The 18,975-nt window shown below is 40.2% G+C and carries 15 protein-coding genes; 14 read left to right on the top strand and 1 reads right to left on the bottom strand.

Translation table 11 applies throughout. From position 1 onward, the window contains the following. Positions 1-153: 153 nt before the first annotated feature. Positions 154-1,080 carry a malate dehydrogenase gene (gene mdh / locus KZC02_RS12350; protein WP_221394371.1) on the bottom strand — a complete coding sequence of 309 codons (927 nt, stop codon included), beginning with the start codon at positions 1,078-1,080 and terminating at the stop codon, positions 154-156. Positions 1,081-1,266: 186 nt separating this feature from the next. Between mdh and KZC02_RS12345 the strand changes: the two genes are divergently transcribed. From KZC02_RS12345 to KZC02_RS12285, 14 genes are all read left to right on the top strand, one after another. Further along, positions 1,267-1,698, top strand: a complete 432-nt coding sequence (locus tag KZC02_RS12345) for a YkvA family protein (RefSeq protein ID WP_221394370.1) — start codon at positions 1,267-1,269, stop codon at positions 1,696-1,698. A gap of 80 nt (positions 1,699-1,778) precedes the next feature. Next, complete coding sequence (locus KZC02_RS12340; protein ID WP_221394369.1) at positions 1,779-1,979, top strand: twin-arginine translocase TatA/TatE family subunit; 201 nt, start codon at positions 1,779-1,781, stop codon at positions 1,977-1,979. Between the two features lie 94 nt (positions 1,980-2,073). After that, positions 2,074-3,531 carry an Asp-tRNA(Asn)/Glu-tRNA(Gln) amidotransferase subunit GatA gene (gene gatA, locus KZC02_RS12335; protein WP_221394368.1) on the top strand — a complete coding sequence of 486 codons (1,458 nt, stop codon included), beginning with the start codon at positions 2,074-2,076 and terminating at the stop codon, positions 3,529-3,531. Positions 3,532-3,818: 287 nt separating this feature from the next. Continuing rightward, positions 3,819-5,378 (top strand): lytic transglycosylase domain-containing protein, encoded by a 1,560-nt coding sequence (locus KZC02_RS12330; RefSeq protein WP_229254243.1) that lies wholly within the window; start codon positions 3,819-3,821, stop codon positions 5,376-5,378. A gap of 30 nt (positions 5,379-5,408) precedes the next feature. Then, complete coding sequence (gene ruvA, locus KZC02_RS12325) at positions 5,409-5,999, top strand: Holliday junction branch migration protein RuvA (RefSeq protein WP_221394367.1); 591 nt, start codon at positions 5,409-5,411, stop codon at positions 5,997-5,999. 103 nt (positions 6,000-6,102) lie between these two features. Then, positions 6,103-7,131, top strand: coding sequence for a cell surface protein SprA (sprA, locus tag KZC02_RS31765; protein ID WP_229254235.1), 1,029 nt, complete (start codon positions 6,103-6,105; stop codon positions 7,129-7,131). Beyond that, a complete protein-coding gene (gene sprA / locus KZC02_RS12320; protein ID WP_229254233.1) occupies positions 7,091-13,282 on the top strand; it encodes a cell surface protein SprA in 6,192 nt (2,063 codons plus the stop codon). Before sprA (KZC02_RS31765) ends, sprA (KZC02_RS12320) begins: the two co-directional genes overlap by 41 nt. Before the next feature lie 78 nt (positions 13,283-13,360). After that, the gene (gene gcvH / locus KZC02_RS12315) at positions 13,361-13,741 is read left to right on the top strand and encodes a glycine cleavage system protein GcvH (protein WP_221394366.1); all 381 of its coding nucleotides are present in this window, start codon (positions 13,361-13,363) and stop codon (positions 13,739-13,741) included. 89 nt (positions 13,742-13,830) lie between these two features. Then, complete coding sequence (locus tag KZC02_RS12310; RefSeq protein WP_221394365.1) at positions 13,831-15,114, top strand: dihydroorotase family protein; 1,284 nt, start codon at positions 13,831-13,833, stop codon at positions 15,112-15,114. A gap of 86 nt (positions 15,115-15,200) precedes the next feature. Further along, a complete protein-coding gene (locus KZC02_RS12305) occupies positions 15,201-15,755 on the top strand; it encodes a DUF4199 domain-containing protein (protein WP_221394364.1) in 555 nt (184 codons plus the stop codon). A 79-nt stretch (positions 15,756-15,834) separates the two neighbouring features. Next, positions 15,835-16,350: a DUF4199 domain-containing protein gene (locus tag KZC02_RS12300; protein ID WP_221394363.1), complete on the top strand. Its 516-nt coding sequence runs from the start codon at positions 15,835-15,837 to the stop codon at positions 16,348-16,350. Positions 16,351-16,413: 63 nt separating this feature from the next. Then, complete coding sequence (gene gldF, locus KZC02_RS12295) at positions 16,414-17,142, top strand: gliding motility-associated ABC transporter permease subunit GldF (RefSeq protein ID WP_221394362.1); 729 nt, start codon at positions 16,414-16,416, stop codon at positions 17,140-17,142. A 360-nt stretch (positions 17,143-17,502) separates the two neighbouring features. Beyond that, complete coding sequence (locus KZC02_RS12290; protein WP_229254229.1) at positions 17,503-18,033, top strand: RNA polymerase sigma factor; 531 nt, start codon at positions 17,503-17,505, stop codon at positions 18,031-18,033. After that, positions 18,030-18,926 (top strand): anti-sigma factor domain-containing protein, encoded by an 897-nt coding sequence (locus tag KZC02_RS12285; RefSeq protein WP_221394361.1) that lies wholly within the window; start codon positions 18,030-18,032, stop codon positions 18,924-18,926. Before KZC02_RS12290 ends, KZC02_RS12285 begins: the two co-directional genes overlap by 4 nt. Positions 18,927-18,975: the final 49 nt, after the last annotated feature.

Genomic DNA, 18,975 nt, shown 5'->3' with positions numbered 1-18,975 from the left:
AATTAAAAAAATTTAATTATTCTAAGAAGTGATTTCGAATACACCCAAACTTTATTAGAAAATATTGTATGAATTAACAAAACCTAGAAGGGTTATAAAATAAAAAACCGGCCCTGATTTTTCGAGGGCCGGTTTTTAGAAACAATTTGGACTTTAAAGGCTTAGCGCGCCATTCATAGATCTTACAGCCTCAGCTGATTTTTCAAACGCCGCTTTTTCAGCATCACTTAGCCTTATATTAATTATCTTTTCCCAGCCGTTACGGCCTAGAACAACAGGTACACCCATGCAAATATCTTTTTGTCCGTATTCTCCATTCAGATACACACTGCACGGCACAATTCTCTTTTGATTGCGAACGATACTCTCCACCAGAAGTAATGTTGCAGCACCCGGAGCATACCACGCAGATGTTCCTATTAATTTAGTAAGTGTTGCTCCGCCCACCATCGTATCAGCAGCTACTTTTTCCAGTTTTTCAGGTGATATAAAGCGGCTGACCGGTATGCCGTTATAAGTTGCAAGGCGTGTTAAAGGAATCATGGTCGTATCGCCGTGTCCGCCAATTACCATGCCGTGGATATCCAGCGGGGAAACATCCATTTCCAATGCCAGGTAAGTTTTAAAACGTGCGCTATCCAAGGCACCACCCATACCGATCAACCGTTTTTTAGGAATACCCGATTCTTTAAATGCCAGGTAAGTCATTGTATCCATCGGATTGGAAACTACAATGATGATGGCCTTTGGGGAATACTTAAGAATATTTTCAGTAACACCTTTAACGATTCCTGCATTAATGCCAATTAATTCTTCACGTGTCATGCCGGGCTTACGGGGAAGGCCAGAGGTAATCACAACGACATCCGAGCCTTTGGTTTTTTCGTAATCATTGGTTGAGCCAATGGGTTTGGTATTAAATCCCAGTAAAGCGGCCGTTTGGTACATATCCAGTGCCTTCCCTTCACTTACTCCCTCTTTGATATCCAATAATACGACTTCTTCGGCCAGCTCACGACGAATAATATTGTCAGCTGTGGTTGCACCTACGGCACCAGCACCTACGACGGTAATCTTCATAAAGAATATATTTAATGTTAAGAACTCAGTATTTTAAAATATGCCCTAAATTTGAATACATAATTTGTTAAAACCATAAAGAATTTTATTTTTTGACAGAAAAGTAATACGTCGCAATCCAATGTGCAATTTTTTGCGTACATAGATAGTTATATTGTCATAACAAACACTTTTGATTTTTCCCAAATGGATAATGATTCACTAATAACAAAAATATTAAAATCCGTTTTTTTTAAAAATGCAAAAGGAAAGGCGGGGCGATATGCCGGAAATGCAACCCGGTTGATGGAATTGGCACAGCAGGTAATGGGTAAGCTGAATACGGTTGGTTTTAAGGGTAATATGGCAGAATTTCAAAGTAACGTTCAGCTATTGATCCGGATGGTGAAGGCATATGCTTCGGGAGAATACAAAGGTCTTCCCTGGAAAAGCCTGGTTTCAATTGTAGCAGTTTTGATTTATTTCATTTCCCCGATTGATATCATACCTGATTTTTTGCCATTAATAGGAATCACAGATGATATCGCTCTGGTGATATGGCTGATCAAAACACTTGGAAGCGATGTTAATAAGTTTAGTGAGTGGGAGAAACAGGAAAAAACGATTAATATAGGATAAAGTCTAGGATAAAGTTCGAAGTAATTTAGTTCTTTAAGAAAAGAATAAGTATTTTTGTAAACATAAAAAAGAAAATAGATATGGGATCATTAACCGTTTTGGCATTTATGGGATTGGGTGGACAAGAGATCTTTCTGGTCGCATTGTTCGTTTTGTTATTCTTCGGTGCGAAGAAAATTCCTGAGCTGATGCGCGGTTTGGGACAGGGTATTAACGAGTTTAAGAACGCTACCAAAGACGTAAAGGAAAATATCGAAAAAAGTATGGAGGATCCTAAATAACCCTTTAATCTTGTCGTAGTACTAGCCAGAGCCGTTAAGTCTAACTTATTGGCTCTGATTCTTTATTTATAACCCCACCCAATATATTAATACATTGAAAGAGTATTTTACGCTAATAGAAATTCAGAATGATTTGCACAAAGGAAGTCTTACCTGCGTGCAGTTGGTTAATCATTATTTGGAACGGATTGCGTCCAATGCTCATCTTAATGCCTTTGTTGATGTCTACACTGATGAAGCAAAACAGTCAGCAATTCTTATTGATGAAAAGATAAATGATGGTACTGCCGGGCGACTTGCCGGCCTCATTATTGGTCTTAAAGACGTACTTTCCTACAAAGGGCATGCATTGCAGGCTGGTAGCCAGATTCTTAATTCTTATATAGCTCCTTATACTGCTACTGCAGTTCAGCGCCTTCTGGATGAAGACGCTATTGTTATTGGCAGGCAGAATTGTGATGAATTCGCTATGGGTTCTTCCAATGAAAACTCCTCACTGGGGTTTGTTCTTAATGCTGCTGATAATTCCAAGGTTCCCGGAGGTTCATCCGGAGGTTCCGCAGTTGCCGTCCAGGCTGGCTTATGCCACGCATCTCTGGGAAGTGACACAGGCGGATCGGTTCGCCAGCCAGCCGCTTTTTGCGGTGTGGTTGGGATGAAGCCATCCTACGGACGTGTTTCCCGCTGGGGCCTTGTTGCTTATGCCTCTTCTTTTGACAGTATCGGCCCTATTACCAAAAGTGTGGAAGATGCGGCACTTTTGCTGGAAATAATGGCTGGGCCAGATGAATTTGATAGTACAGTTGCGCCTCAAGGCGTTCCTTCATATAGTTCAGTTGCTGACTGGAATGGGAAAGCGCGCATAGGATACATACGCGAAACCATAGAAAGTAAATCCATTTCTCCTGAGATCAGGCAAAATACACTGGATATCATTAATCGGCTGAAAGCGGACGGGCATGAGGTGGAGCCGATAGAAATGCCGTTACTCGATTATTTACTACCTACTTATTATATTCTTACTACTGCGGAGGCAAGTTCTAATTTATCCAGATTTGATGGTGTCCGATATGGCCATCGTTCTGCTCAAACGAAGGATCTGGAATCGCTTTACAAGCAATCCAGAACGGAAGGTTTTGGAAAAGAGGTGAGGAAAAGAATCCTGTTGGGTACTTTTGTTTTAAGTGCAAATTACTATGACGCATACTATACCAAAGCCCAGCGCGTTAGAAGATTAGTCCGGGAAGAAACACAAAAGTTTTTTGAGCAGTTTGATTTTCTGATTTCTCCGGTGACACCCACCACTGCATTCACAATTGGGGAGAAAACAGAAGACCCATTACAAATGTATCTTGCTGATATCTTTACGGTGCAGGCTAATGTGGTTGGGAATCCGGCCATTGCTATTCCTAATGGTACCGATACAAGTGGTATGCCAATTGGAATTCAGGTAATGGCTCCTTTTTTTGGTGAAGAAAAAATGTTTGCATTCACAAAGTATCTGTCTTCCATTACGAAGAAAAATAATGTAGTGTTGCAAAGTAACTCTTAAAATTATTCTTGAATTAAGAAATATCGTTATTTTCGTCTTTTAAATAGTAAATACGGAATTAACACTTGGTGAGATTAAAAAACCGTGCCAAAGTGAATTCTAAAATGCAGAAAAAATATATCTTACTTTAATAGAGTCAGTAATTTACTGTATTAGAGATTATTCTAATTCAACAGGCTAATTTTCAGATATTGAAAATTATAAATAGGATTTATGTCTGTCACTTTTTATCAACAGATAAAGCCATTGAAAACCGGGAATTGATTAACCTTCAAAAGCAATTATTGATGAAGATTTCGAAAAAATTATTATGGCTTGGAGCCATTTGTGCAGGATTTTATAATACGCCGTTTGTTGCGGCTGGCGCTTTCCAAACCATACTACAGGAAAAGCAGGAACAAATAGACACACTTGCTATGGCAGTGTCGGCGGACGAGATCGGATTACCATTACCTGATCTTGAGGAAATAGGGGCAACACCTGCAATACCTGAAAAACTGCTGAGGGAAAGATTTGCAAGACTTGAGAAATCAATTCCTCTCACTTATCATAAATCTTCCCATGAGTTTGTTGAATATTTTATTTATAAAAAGACAGACTTTACACAGACCATGATGGAAAAAATGCCGGTATTTTTTCCACTTTTTGAAAAAACACTTCAGAAATACGGCCTTCCAACTGAGCTCAAATATTTATCCATGATTGAGTCTGGCCTGAACCCCAAAGTAATTTCACGCGCAAGAGCCGGAGGATTATGGCAGTTTATGCCTGCGACCGGCCGTGAGTTCGGACTTTATCAGGATAGTTATATCGATGAGCGCTTTGAACCTGTAAAAGCTACGGATGCCGCCTGCAGATATCTTAAACAGCTTTACAATATTTTTGGTGATTGGGAGCTTACACTTGCCTCTTATAACACAGGGCCCGGAAATATAAAACGCGCTATGCGCCGCTCGCATGGAACTACATTCTGGACTATATATAATGCATTGCCAAAAGAAACACGCTCTTATGTACCTCAGTATGTAGCGATGAACTACATGATGAATTATGGAAATGATCATGGGATTTATGCTAAGAATCCTGAATATCAAATTCCTAATGATACCATTCATATCAACGGGTATATTGACCTCGTTGCATTTTGCCAAAATAGCGGAATAGATTTTCAGGATCTGGGCAGACTGAATCCTTCTATTACAAAAAACCTGCTTCCCGATCAAACAAGGGACTTCGTACTTAGAGTACCAAGTATACAATATACTTATCTGGTTAGTAACAGGCTGTCGATCATGGACTCCTGTACGCGTAAGTTTATTGCTGCCAATATGATGATGGCGATGGCTGACAGTTGCCGTACCGATTCATTAAGTAAAGGTGTTGCATTTCCTTATGCTTATGTTAGCAACGATGATGAGGAGGAATTTGAAGACAACCAGTCATCAGCTTCTACGACGGTCAGTAAAACAAAGAAATCTTCTCATATTGTCAGAAGAGGAGAAACTTTGCAATCCATTTCCAGAAAATACAGAATACAGGTTGCCGATTTGAAAAGATGGAACCACCTTCGTAAAAGCGTGATTAAAAAAGGGCAGAAACTGGTGATCATGAAAGAGGTTAAAGAAGTTGTTCCTGCCAAAAAAGAACATTTTGCAAATCTGGACCAGCCGGAACGAAAAGTTAAAAAAGACAGAGGGATAAAAATGCGTTATCACACTGTTCAGCATGGTGATACTTTGTGGACTATTTCGCAACGTTATGGTTTACAGCTTGATCACCTCAAAAAGGCTAACAAGATAAGAGGAAACGAGATTAAACCGGGCCAAAAACTAATTATTTCCAGTTAATAACTGATTGTAAATACACATACTATATATATGATTGCTTACGTTAACGGAACGGTTACTTACAAAGATCCTGCTTATGCAATTATTGATGTAAATGGAATTGGTTACGAGATCAGGATTTCATTGCAAACCTATACATCTTTACCTGAATATGGCGAGCGTTGTAAACTGGTCACCTATTTGAATATCCGTGAAGACGCACATATTTTGTACGGCTTTTGGGGAGTTGATGAGAAAAGGCTTTTTTTAGATTTAATTGGTATTTCGGGTGTTGGGCCATCTACTGCTTTGGTCATGTTGTCCTCGCTGTCATCCAACGAAATCAGACAAGGTATCGTTGATGAAGATTTGCGTTTGATACAGTCCATTAAAGGGATCGGATTAAAAACTGCCCAAAGAGTTATTTTAGAGTTAAAGGATAAAATTCGTAAGGAAGCATTTGGTATAACTGAAATTAAATCTTTCGGCAGCCAGTCAAACACGATACGAAGTGAAGCACTTGCAGCCTTAATAACATTGGGAATTCCGAAAGTAACAGCGGAAAAAAGCCTCGATGTAATCATTAAACGTGAGGGCCAGGAAATGAGCGTGGAGCAATTAATTAAACTGGCGCTTCGCTAGCTGTGTGGAAATGGTTGTTAGCAGGATATCGCATACTTTAACCATTATTGGATATGATGAATAGGATCGTAGCAGTAACCTTCTCTAAATAAGAATATTAGCCTTGTCGTCAGCACTTTACTCTTTACTTTTTAAGACATTCACAATATCCACCTGCGGGGTGATGCTGGCTTCTTTGTCGGTTGAGACGAATGTTTATTCCAGTGAACCGGGAGATTGGGCCTTATTGGCCGACACGCTGGTAAATGATACTACCAAAAAAAATATTGATAGATCCGGCAACCAGTTCATCATGCGCTGGAAGGATTATTATTCTAACAAATTTGCCCAGCCAAGGCCCCGTTCGCCCTTTTATCTGAAAGACCCTTCCAATATTTCTACCTCTATTTTGCTGGATAGTTCCGGAAAGATTGCTGTATCAGAGAGCATTGAAACACCAACAGGAAATCTGGATTTCAGGGCACCGGAAGGTATGAATCTTGAACAATATGATAAAGTTCAGGAAGACAGGGCTTACAAAAGCCTGCTGCGCGAATATGCTGGCAGGCAGGATGGCAAAAGCGCAATGGGTGCCCGCGGACTTTTGCCTAAACTGGATATGCCGCCGGCTATTTCAAAACTGCTTGGTGATGACTTCATTAATTTTAAACCTACCGGATTTGTTTCTCTCGATTTGGGAGTAATGAACCAGTTTTTGGATAATCCTTCTATTCCGATCCGTCAGAGACGAAATACCCAATTTATCTTTAACGAACAGATCAATATCAACTTTGACGCCCGGCTGGGAGATATGCTTGGTTTCCAGACCAACTTTGATACGAAAGCCAACTTCAATTTTGAGAATGCGATAAAACTGAATTATAAAAATCCCGAGGAAAGCTTTATTAAAAAAATTGAAGCAGGAAATATTAACTGGGCTATTAACAGCCAGTTAATTCCGGGTGTCCAGAATTTGTTCGGGATAAAAACGGATTTCCAGTTTGGGAGATTAAAGGCGACTTTCGTTGCTTCCCAACAGAAATCAAGTAAAGAAAGAATCGTTTTGAGAGGTGGGGCACAGGGAAGGGAATACGAGATTCGCGCTGATACTTATGACGAGAACCGGAATTTCTTTCTGTCACAATACTTTTAGAAATATTTATGAATCTTCGCTAACAACAACTCCAACCATTACTTCCGGCGTTACAGTAACCAGAATCGAGGTGTATGTAACCAATAGGACAACAACAACTTCGTCTTTAAGAAATGTTGTCGGATTTGCGGATATGGGTGAACCTGCTCCATTTAAAGCAGCAAACGCTACTCTTCAGCCGATTAATAGAACTTCTCCAGGTGACAATGCGGCAAACGGATTGTATAAAAACTTACAAACCAATGCTGCATTCAGACAGGTTGATAATACAAATTCGGCAATAACTGCTCTGGGATTTGAAAAAACCAAAGATTACGAATTGTTAAGAGGTGCTAAAAGGCTGGTTGCCGGAACAGATTATGTTTTTCAGCCCCAACTGGGTTATATTTCTTTAACCAATACACTTAGAAATGACGAAGTTCTTGCGGTTGCTTATGAATATACATTAAACGGAAGAGCTTATAAAGTCGGAGAGCTTACAGAAGATTATCAGGCAAGAACAGATGATGAAGTAATTGCTTTAAAATTATTAAAATCTTCAACGCTTCGGAACAATACAAATCTGCCGATGTGGAACCTGATGATGAAAAATGTGTACTCATTAGGAACCAGCCAGATCGAGAAACAAGGATTTCAGCTTCGGGTTATTTATAAGGATGATTTAACTGGTATAGATAATCCCAATCTTCAGGAAAGTAGTATTGCCAACGTACCGTTGATACGCCTCTTTGGACTGGACCGGCTGAATCCTGTCAATGACTTGCAGCCGGATGGTAATTTTGACTTTGTAGAAGGAATAACGGTAGATAGCAAAACCGGCAGGATTATATTCCCCGTACTTGAACCATTTGGAAGTACACTTTCTAAAAAATTCGGGTCAGGAGAAGATCAGTACCGTAGCAAATATGTGTTTGGTGAGCTATATAGCAAAACCATGATAGATGCTCAGCAGATCACAGAAAGGAACAAATTTTTTCTGAAAGGGTCTTATCAGTCCAGCGAAGGAGCAGAAGTATCATTGCCATTTGGTGTTTTGGAAACTTCGGTAACGGTTACTTCCGGTGGTGTTCCATTATCAGCTGGTTCTGATTATCTGGTGGAAGCACAGCTAGGCCGCGTCAGATTGCTTAACCAGAGTATTTTAAACTCAGGCCGCGAAATCGTAATTGAATATGAACGCCCCGATATGTTTCAGAACCAGACGCGTTCTTTGTTAGGGACCCGTTTGGATTATGTTGTAAACCGGGATTTGAGCATTGGGATGACGGCCATGAAATACCGTGAAAGAACAGCCGGGTTTCTGACGCGTGTATCTATTGGTAACGAACCTGTGAATAATACAATGCTCGGATTTGACATCAATCTCAGGAAAGATGTACCGTTTCTGACGAAGTGGCTTGACAGGTTGCCATTTCTGCAAACCAAGGAAATGTCTAGTATCCAGTTTAAGGCCGAGGTAGCCAAACTTTTCCCCGGTGTATCCAAAGACGTAAATAACCGCTCACTTGTTGATGACTTTGAAGCCGCACGTACTGTTTATGATCTGGCCAGACAACCGCAAAAATGGAGAGTGGCAAGTGTGCCTGCTAAGTTTAGTAATGGTATAGCTGGTACTTCATTAAGTTATGGTTACAAACGTGCAAAAATTTCGGCCTACACAATCGACAATATTTTTGGTGGAGCGCAGGGATTAGGTGGCGGATATACGCCGCCTGCAAATATCACAGATGCGGACCGTGCAAATTATTATGCAAAACTATACCTGCCCAATCAGATTTTTCCAAACCGTGCTATTGCTGGTTTAGTAACTTACCCTCAGAATATTCTTGACATTGCCTATTATCCTTCTGAAAGAGGAATGTATAATTACAATACAGACCTGGCTACCGACGGACGGCTTAAATTACCAAAGCAAAATTTTGGTGCATTGAGCAGGGCCATAACTTCAGACAATGATTTTGATAATGCCAACATTGAAAGTATTGAGTTCTGGATGCTTGATCCGTTCATCAACGATGGCAAGGGAAATGGAATTGTGCAGGATGGAACTGAAAACAAAGTGAATACAACAGGTGGAAAACTGGTATTCAATTTGGGAGATATTTCCGAAGATGCCATTCCCGACGAACGATATAACTTTGAGAATGGACTTCCTATTGTACCAAAAGTAGTAGGTACCAATGTAGATTCCACGGCTTGGGGATATGTTACAAAATCACAATATCTGATCAATGCTTTTACGAATGAAAACGGAGCACGGGAGAAACAGGATGTAGGTCTGGATGGATTAAGCAACGATGAGGAAAGGGTATTTTTTAAATCATATCTTGATCGTCTTCCTGCAAATCTAAGTGCCGAAGCCAAAGCAAGAATTATGGGTGACCCTTCTGGTGACGATTTTCAGTTCTTTCTGGGAGCTGAACAGGACGCAGCTAACCTGAAAATCATTGAGCGTTACAAAAATTATGTTGGAATGGAGAACAACTCTCCTGAAAGTGCAGGACGTTCAGCAGACGTTACACCATCTTCCACCAATGTTCCTGATGGTGAGGATATGAATGTCGACAATACCATTAATGATAACGAAGCTTATTACGAATATGAAATAGATCTCAAACCCGGAGAACTTGCAATAGGAAAAGGCTTTATTGTTGATAAATCGGTTAATACAGCAGATGGGCAAAGCTGGTATTTATTCAGGGTACCTATCAAAGAGTTTACGGGACAGGTTGGTGCAATAAATGGGTTTAAGTCAATTCGTTTTATGCGGATGTACCTGACTGAGTTTGAGCAACCGGTTGTGCTACGTTTTGCACAATTACAAATGGTAGGCCAGCAATACCGGAAATATACATCGAATCTGGATGACGGTGGATTGCAGGAAGTTCCGGAACCTTACGATGCCAAATTTACGGTTGGTACAGTAAGTATTGAAGAAAATGGCCAGAAGAACAACGAGAATAATAAATACGTTTACACTATTCCTCCAGGCTGGATACGCGATCAGGACAATACACAAAGGCCGCCTTTGCTTCTGAATGAGCAATCCATGAGTTTGTGCGTTACCGATCTTCGTGACGGGGATTCCCGTGCTGTGTATAAAAATGTAAACCTGGATTTATTATTCAGGAAAAGATTACGGATGTACGTGCACATGCACAACGAACGTGAAGAGGACAATATGGTTGGTGCATTCATGCGGATTGGAACCGACATTACGCAGAACTATTATGAAATTGATATATCCAAACTGCAGGCATCCAGAACTACGGCAGCCACTCCAACGGAAGTATGGCCGGAAGCGAATGAACTTAATATTTTACTGGCAGATCTGATCAGTGCAAAAGCAACCAGGAATAAGGAAATTGGCAGGAACCAGAGCGTGCCTTATACGGTACCTACTTCTGACGGGCGATACAATATTACAGTTGTTGGAAATCCTGATTTAAGTTCGGTAAGAGTGATGATGATCGGGATGACCAATTCAAAATCTGCCGATGAAGTCTCAAAGAGTTTCTGTATCTGGGTGGATGAGATGCATGTGGAAGGTTTTGATGAAACCGGAGGCGTAGCAGCCATTGCGCAGCTGGATGCCAAACTTGCGGATTTTGCGACATTAACCGCTTCCGGCCGGGTTGAAACTTTCGGGTTTGGAAGTGTACAGCAGCGGATAGGTGAACGGACAAGGAATTTAACAACAGAGTATGGCCTTTCTTCCAATATTGCACTGGACAAATTACTGCCGCAAAGCTGGGGATTTAGTATTCCTGTATTTGTGAGTTATGACCGCAGAAATGTAAAACCACACTTTGATCCGCTTGATCCGGATACACCGCTTAATACTACTCTGGCCAATTTATCGTCGGACGAAAGAGACGGGTACAGCCGGATGGTAGAAGAGAATGCCGTGAAAAGAGGAATAAATTTTTCTAATGTCCGGAAAGTTAAGACAAAGCAGGGCGTCAGAAATCACTTTTATGATTTTGAGAATTTATCTTTTACGTATGCTTTCAGTGACGACAGGAGAAGAAATATCCTGACTCAGGAATATTCGCAGCGCATGTATAAAGGTGGGATAGCCTATGTTTACAGCAGTCAGCCAAAAGCATTTGAACCGTTTAAAAACTTTGCAGCTAAAAATCGCTGGGCTGAACTGATCAAAGATTTTAACCTGACACTACTTCCAAATATGGTTTCGGTACGGGCTGATGTAGACCGCCGTTTCCTGAAAACCCAGTTAAGAAATTCGGATCTTACTACGGATGGGATTCTGCCTACTTATGAAAAATATTTCTGGTTTAACCGGTATTATGATTTCAGCTGGAACCTGACCAAAAATATGACACTGTCGTATAATTCTTCCGCTAATTCTATTATTGATGAGCCAACGGGAGATATTAATACATCGGCGAAAAAAGATTCGTTATGGTCCAATTTTAAAAAACTGGGCCGTATGAAAAACTTCGATCAGAAGATTGATTTTACCTATCGTTTGCCGCTTGACAAAATTCCTGTTCTCGACTGGATGACGGCAGATTACAAACACTCTATCGGATACTCATATCAGGCGAATGCATTAGGACTGGTGGATACTACCGGTGCGCCTTTTGGTGATATCATCCGGAACAGCAGGGAAAGAGGTGTTACGGGCAAAGTCGATTTTGTATTGCTTTATAATAAGTTGCGTTACCTGAAATTTGCCAATACACCTTCGGCTGTACGCAAGAATTTTGCTCGGAGCCCGGGTGATATTGAAGACATAGATATGCGTACCACGGATATTGTAAAAAATATAACACGTGCGCTGATGACTGTGAGAGGGATCAATTTCAGTTATTCCGTACTGGAGACAACGGCTCTTCCAGGTTATCTCAGAGCTCCCCAATATTTTGGACTTGATAATGCCAATGCTCCGGGATTACCATTTGTACTCGGACAACAAGACCGTAACTTTCAGATAAAAGCTGGTGATAAAGGCTGGATAACTAAAAGCCAGGTTCAAAACCAGCCGTTTCAACAAACCATCGCCAAAAAGTTTGCAGCCGGTACAACCCTGGAACCATTTAAAGATTTCAGAATGATTATCGACGTGAGATTAACACGTCAGGATGCGTATCAGGAATTTTACAGGCCGGATTCTACGGGTCTGTATACTTCGCAGAGCCCATTACGGAACGGACAGTTCAGTATGTCGTTCTGGTCTTTCCGTACTGCATTTACCAAACAGAACAGGGATAATTCTTCTCCGGTGTTTGATAAGTTCAGGGCTTACCGCGCAAAAATGATTGAAGTTCTGAGTAACCGGAATCATTCGGATGTAAAGGGTGAATATAATGAAACATCACAGGACGTATTGATCGCAGCTTTTTTCGCAGCTTATTCGGGTAAAGGAACTGCTGATACGAGTAAGGTCCGTACCAATCCGTTCCTGAAATTTCCAATGCCTAACTGGGATTTGAGCTATAGCGGCCTGGCGCAGCTGCCTATGTTTAAAAGGTTGTTCAGCTCTTTTACCATCAAACACAAATATAGCTCTGATTACAGTGTTGGTAATTTTACATCTTCCCTTGATTATACATCTCTGTATGTAAACCTTGCTGTGACCGGTTATCCATTGTCGTCGAGGCTGAATGACCTCGGGCAGTATATTCCTGTATTCTCTATGAGCACAATAACACTTGCAGAAAGGTTCCAGCCACTTTTGGGTGTGGAATTCCGGACGCAAAATAAGATCACTGCCCGTCTGGAATATAACCGTGACAGAACGGTGGCTTTAAATCTTTCAAATGCACAGGTTGCTGAGCTTTTTAATCAGGATGTTACAATCAATATCGGTTTTACCAAGAACAATGTTCCTTTGCCATTTAAGATCAATGGTGTAAAGAAAAAGCTGAAAAACGATATGACCATGCAGCTGGGCCTTACATTCCGCGATACGCGTGCCATTCAGCGCAAATTTGATGGTGAAAACATACCAATATCGGGTAACATTAATTTCCAGCTTCGCCCAACTGTTAATTATATGGTTAACAATAGATTAAGCCTTCAATTTTACTTTGACAGGATGTTTAATGATCCATTGGTTTCCAACTCTTTTTACAGAGCCAGTACTTCCGGCGGTGTGCAAATCAAGTTCAATTTGGCAGAATAAAATTTCCATTTGGAAAATACAGTCTACATCGTGTAATTTGCGATGGAAAGGCTTTTCAAAACTTACACTAATTATATTATGGATTTCCCATCTGAACTGAAATATACCGAAGATCATGAATGGATTCGTATCGAAGGAGATACTGCATTTATAGGAATTACAGACCACGCACAACAGGAGCTTGGTGATATTGTTTATGTTGATATCAATACTGTTGGTGATGCTTTAAAAAAAGGAGAAGTTTTTGGATCGGTTGAAGCGGTAAAAACAGTTTCAGATTTATTTATTCCTCTGGACGGAACAGTAGTGGAAGTGAACGATGAGCTGGATGGCGAACCGGAGCTGGTTAATTCTGATCCTTACGGAAAAGGCTGGATGGTTAAAGTAACTTTATCAAATCCCGGTGATATGGACGGGCTACTTTCAGCAGAAGATTACCAAAAATTTATAGGTGCCTGATAAAAGCTTGAAGCTCCGTAGGGAGCTTTTTTTTGTAATATAGAATGGATTGTAACCTTTTTCCGGATACAGTTTTTGTAATAAAAAATATGAAATTATTAGTTCGCTCAGTTCGGATAATAGACAAGAAATCCCCTTTCAACGGTCAGTTAAAAGATTTACTGATAGAAAACGGAAAATTAAAACAGATTGGGGAAAACCTGGAAGCAGGCAATGCTGAAATAAAAGAAGGAGCAGGGCTCTGCGTTTCGGTTGGATGGGTTGATATGCGTGTAGCTTCCCGTGATCCGGGTTTTGAACATAAAGAAGATCTGGCATCTGTTCGTGTTGCAGCAGCCCGCGGTGGATTCACAGAAATTGTGTTATTGCCCAATTCCGAGCCGGTAGTGCATAGTAAAGATACGCTGACCTATATTCGTCAGTCGGGCAGTGGCGGGCTGGTAAAACTACACGTCGCAGCGGCCATCACACGTAAAGCACAGGGGATTGATTTTACAGAAATGATCGACCTGCACGAAGCCGGGGCTATCGCTTTTACAGATGGCGAAAATCCTGTTCAGAATGCAGATCTTTTCCTGAAAACGATCCTGTATTTACAACCCATGAATGCACTGCTGATGAATCGCCCGGAAGAACGCCAGCTGACATTGTACGGACAAATGCATGAAGGTGTAACGAGCACGCTGATCGGAATGAAAGGGATGCCTTCCCTGGCAGAAGAAATGATGCTGAACCGGGATTTGAAATTACTGGAATATGCACTTGAAAAAAGTATGTATGTTTCCCAGTCTCCAGCATTACATATTTCGTTGATCTCAACAAAAGAAGCTGTTGGCCTGATCAGAAATGCCAAATTAAAAGGTTTGCCGGTTTCATGTGATGTAGCAGCACATCAGTTAGCATTTCAGGATAGTGATTTGCTAGATTTTGATACGAATCTGAAAGTAAATCCACCTTTCCGTTCCTCTGATGACATATCTGCTCTTCGCACAGGTCTGGCCGACGGAACTATTAATGCAATCGTTTCGGATCATAATCCGCATGATGAGGAAAGTAAAAATCTCGAATTTGATCACGCTGATTTTGGTATAACCGGACTGGAAACTGCTTTTTCATTGTCGGTAATGTATAGTGGTTTGTCCATTGAAGATATTATTGAAAAGCTAACTTCCCAGCCAAGATACATTTTAAGGTTACAGGAAGAACATATTCAGGAAGGCGCAGATGCCAACCTTACTTTTTTTGAAAGTGGTACCGAATGGGTTTTTGATAAAAGTTATTCAAAATCAAAAAATACCCCATTTTTAGGAAAAACCCTGAAAGGCAAAGTACGCGGTGTAATCAATAATAATAAACTGGAATGGTTTGATTAACAAACGGTTAAACTATTTTACTTTGAACTTTAAATTTTGATCTGTTCACTTAATCAAGTGGCCGTATTTTTCGTTTTAAATAAATTATGCAACAAATAATTGATTATTTTAATAAACCACTGCTAAAAGTTTCCATGGTCTTCGGTCTGATTACGGGACTGCTGGTATTTATATTTTTTCTTGGATTATATTTTTTAAAAGCTGAGCCCCTTAGTAATATACGTGTAATGGATATGGGGATTTTTATCATTCTAATTTCGGGCGCATGCTGGTATTACCGCAAGAATGTTGGAAATGGGTTGCTGCATTTATGGGAAGCACTTACGATTGGTTATGTGGTGCTTTGTGTAGCTGCCATCATTAACGGATGGCTGATTTACTTATTCGTTTCTTATATAGATCCGAGTGTTTTTACGGATTATATTTCGGCGGGATTAGAACTGCTGAATCATGATCGCAAGACGCAATTAAGTTACCTTACTGATCCGGAATTTTTGGATATGTATAAAGTGGTGCAAAATAATAAACCATCTATTATTATTAAAAATGAAATTGTTCAGAAGTTCATTTTAGGCATTATCCCGATTCTTGTCATATCCCTTATTTTCAGAAGACAGGATTACGGCATTTATAACAAATAGACCTGAAATTTATATTCATAAAATTCTGAAAATAAGCAGGTTTTAAGTGGCTAACCAATTACCCTAAACAACTTTTAAAATGGAAGAAAAAGCATCTACCGCCCGTGTGGCTCTGAAATTCGGAGTTGTGGGCGCTGTGATTATTATGGTTTATACAACAATTCTTAATGTTACAGGACTTTCCCAAAATCAGCTGTTATCGACATTGTCATTTGTATTTCTGATTGTAGTGATTGTTTTGGCCATGAAAGATTTTCGTCAGCAGAATAAAGGTTTCATGTCCTATGGCGAAGGATTGGGACTTGGCGCTTTATTATCGGCAGTATTGGGTTTTCTATCTTCGATGTTTACCATGTTTTATATAAGGTTCATCGATCCTGAACTAATGACAAAAGTAATGGATAAAGCCCGTGAAGATATGGAAGCAAAAGGTATGGATGATTCCCAGATTGATCAGGCCATGGAGCTCTCCCAGAAATTTATGTCACCGGGAATTACATTTGCTATGGGCGTTTTTATGTATATACTGATGGGCTTTATCCTTTCGCTTATTATTTCGGCAATCCTTCGTAAAGAAAAACCGGTGTTTGAGTAAAAATATTCACTGGATTATTATTTAGGTTAAAAATCACTTTTTATTTATTTTCATTAAAACAGCGTGTTAGCAATTTTTCAGAAAGAAATTGGCAGTTTTTTTAATTCCCTGATTGCCTATATTGTAATGGCTGTCTTTTTAACGGCTGTCGGTTTGATCGTCTGGGTTTTTCCTGATTCCAACATACTGGATTATGGATATGCTGACCTTGGTTCTTTCTTCAAATTGGCACCTTATGTGTTGCTTTTTCTAATCCCTGCCATTACAATGAGGTCGCTGGCAGAAGAGAGCCGGACAGGTACACTGGAATTGCTTCTTACCAAACCGCTTCGTAACCGCGACCTGATCCTGGGAAAGTTTTTTGCTAACTGGGCTTTAGTACTAATTACAATTTCACCCACAATACTCTATTACATCAGTGTATACCAGTTAGGTAATCCCAAAGGTAATATTGACTCAGCAGCCGTATTCGGGTCTTATATAGGCTTAATACTTTTTTGCGGCGTATTAGTTGCTATGGGAATATGGTGCTCTTCACTCAATGATAATCAGATAGTTGCTTTTATTTTAGGTGTTTTTCTTGGGTTTATCTGGTATATCGGTTTTGGCGCGGTTTCTTTACTTTTAGAAAGCGGCTTTTTTGCCGGGTTATTTTCATGGATGGCTTTAGATGCTCAGTACAGCGCTTTGGGAAAAGGCCTTGTCGATTCAAGGAACGTAATATATCTGATCAGCCTGATGGTACTTTTTCTGGTATTTACTTACTGGCAGGTTGAAAAACTGAGGAAATAATAATTTGCCGAAGAATAAAATGCTCTTTTCAACAACAACCAAAAGCTGACTTCGCATTCTGGTTGCATTCATTTTTTTGCCTCTGTACTGCATACATTTATCTGCATTTAAACACTTTCGAAATGCTTGTTTGATCCATTTTTGTGTAGGGATCGTATATGATAGAAACACACTAAAATGATTAGTATCACACGCAACTTTGATGTCAGATTAACAAGACTGTGCCTGATAGGAGTTTCAGCGGATGTTTACACGGAATCATTATTTTATTTTCCGCGTCTTCAGATCTTCGAAATTTTTATTAGCTTGCCAGTAAGAAATTTACAATTAACTGTTAAGCGACTCTTGGCGACTAGCAAAGTGAAATATTCGGAGGAAGAATTGGTAGCGGCTCTGAAAAGAAATGAGCGGACTGCTTTTGAATTTCTGTACGATCACTACTCAGGGGCTTTGTTTAATATCATTTCGAAAACGTTGAGGGACGAGGAGAAAGCGGCCGATGTAATGCAGGAATCTTTCTTAAAAATCTGGAAAAATATAGCTTCATATAATCCGGAAAAGGGAAGGTTGTTTACATGGATCATGAACATTGCACGGAATGGTGCAATAGATGCCGTACGTGTAGAAGGGAGGAAACCAATAATGGATGATATCGAAAACGTGGCTGTCCGGAATGAAAGAGATGTATCAGAAGATTCACAGACAACAAGTTCGGAAATGAAAGCAATTATCGATATGCTGAGGCCCGAAAGGAAAGTTCTAATTGATATGGCCTATTTTCAGGGTTATACACATGAAGAAATTTCCGAAGAATTGCACATACCATTGGGTACGGTAAAATCAAGAATCCGAACAGCGTTACAGGAGTTAAAACAACACTTTGCAGTATGAATATCTTAGCCTACATAGAGTCCGGTATATTAGAGGAGTATGTATTGGGCACTGTTTCTTCTCAGGAAAAACAGGAAGTGGAGTGTATGTCACATATTTATCCGGAGATAAAGGAAGAGCTGTTGCGGACCGAAAGTGCTTTGGAAGAATACGCACTCAAACATCAGATGGCGCCTCCTGCTTCATTAAAGGAATCACTTTTTGCAAAAATGAATTTTGATTCTGTTGATGAACCAAGGACTGAAGAAATAGCCGGCACTGAAAATACAGATGTTGAACAAAATTTAAGCAAGGAAATCAGGGAAGGTGTATTCGTACAAATTCCATCAGAAACTATTGCTGAAACCAAGGTAATAGAAGGCGCATTTGAACATCCTGAAATAAGAGAGGTAACACCTTTCTGGGCTAAGCTGGCTATTGCTGCTTCCGTTTTGCTTGCTTTGTTTGCAGGATGGTCGTCGGTACAGGTCTCGGAACTCAATAAGAGGAATGAAGAAATGGCCGCCAATATACAAATTCTGAAAAAAGACTACGATTATAAAGGTTTGTTAGCCGATATGTATCGTAATCCCGATTTTAAAGTTATTCGGATGGCAGGTTTGGAAAAGTCCCCGGAAAGTTCGGTGGCCGCATTCTGGAATCAGCAAACAAATGAGGTGATGCTTGACGTACAGAATCTTCCGACTCCTCCTATTGGCAAGCAATATCAGCTGTGGAGTATCGTAGATGGTAAGCCGGTGGATATTGGCATGCTGGACGGGCAATATTCAGGCAAAGTTCTAAAAATGAAAAATACAAAAACCGGCTCTGCTGCTTTTGCCATAACGCTTGAAAAAGCAGGAGGTAATCCAAGCCCAACCATGGAAGAAATGTATGTGATGGGTAAGGTCTGAGTAAGTTTATAAAAGTTTAAGGTTCAAAGTTTTGAAAACGCCCGTCTGG

This window comes from Dyadobacter sp. NIV53 (genome assembly GCF_019711195.1).
GTDB lineage: Bacteria > Bacteroidota > Bacteroidia > Cytophagales > Spirosomataceae > Dyadobacter.
This window is presented reverse-complemented; position numbering and strand designations above follow the sequence as displayed.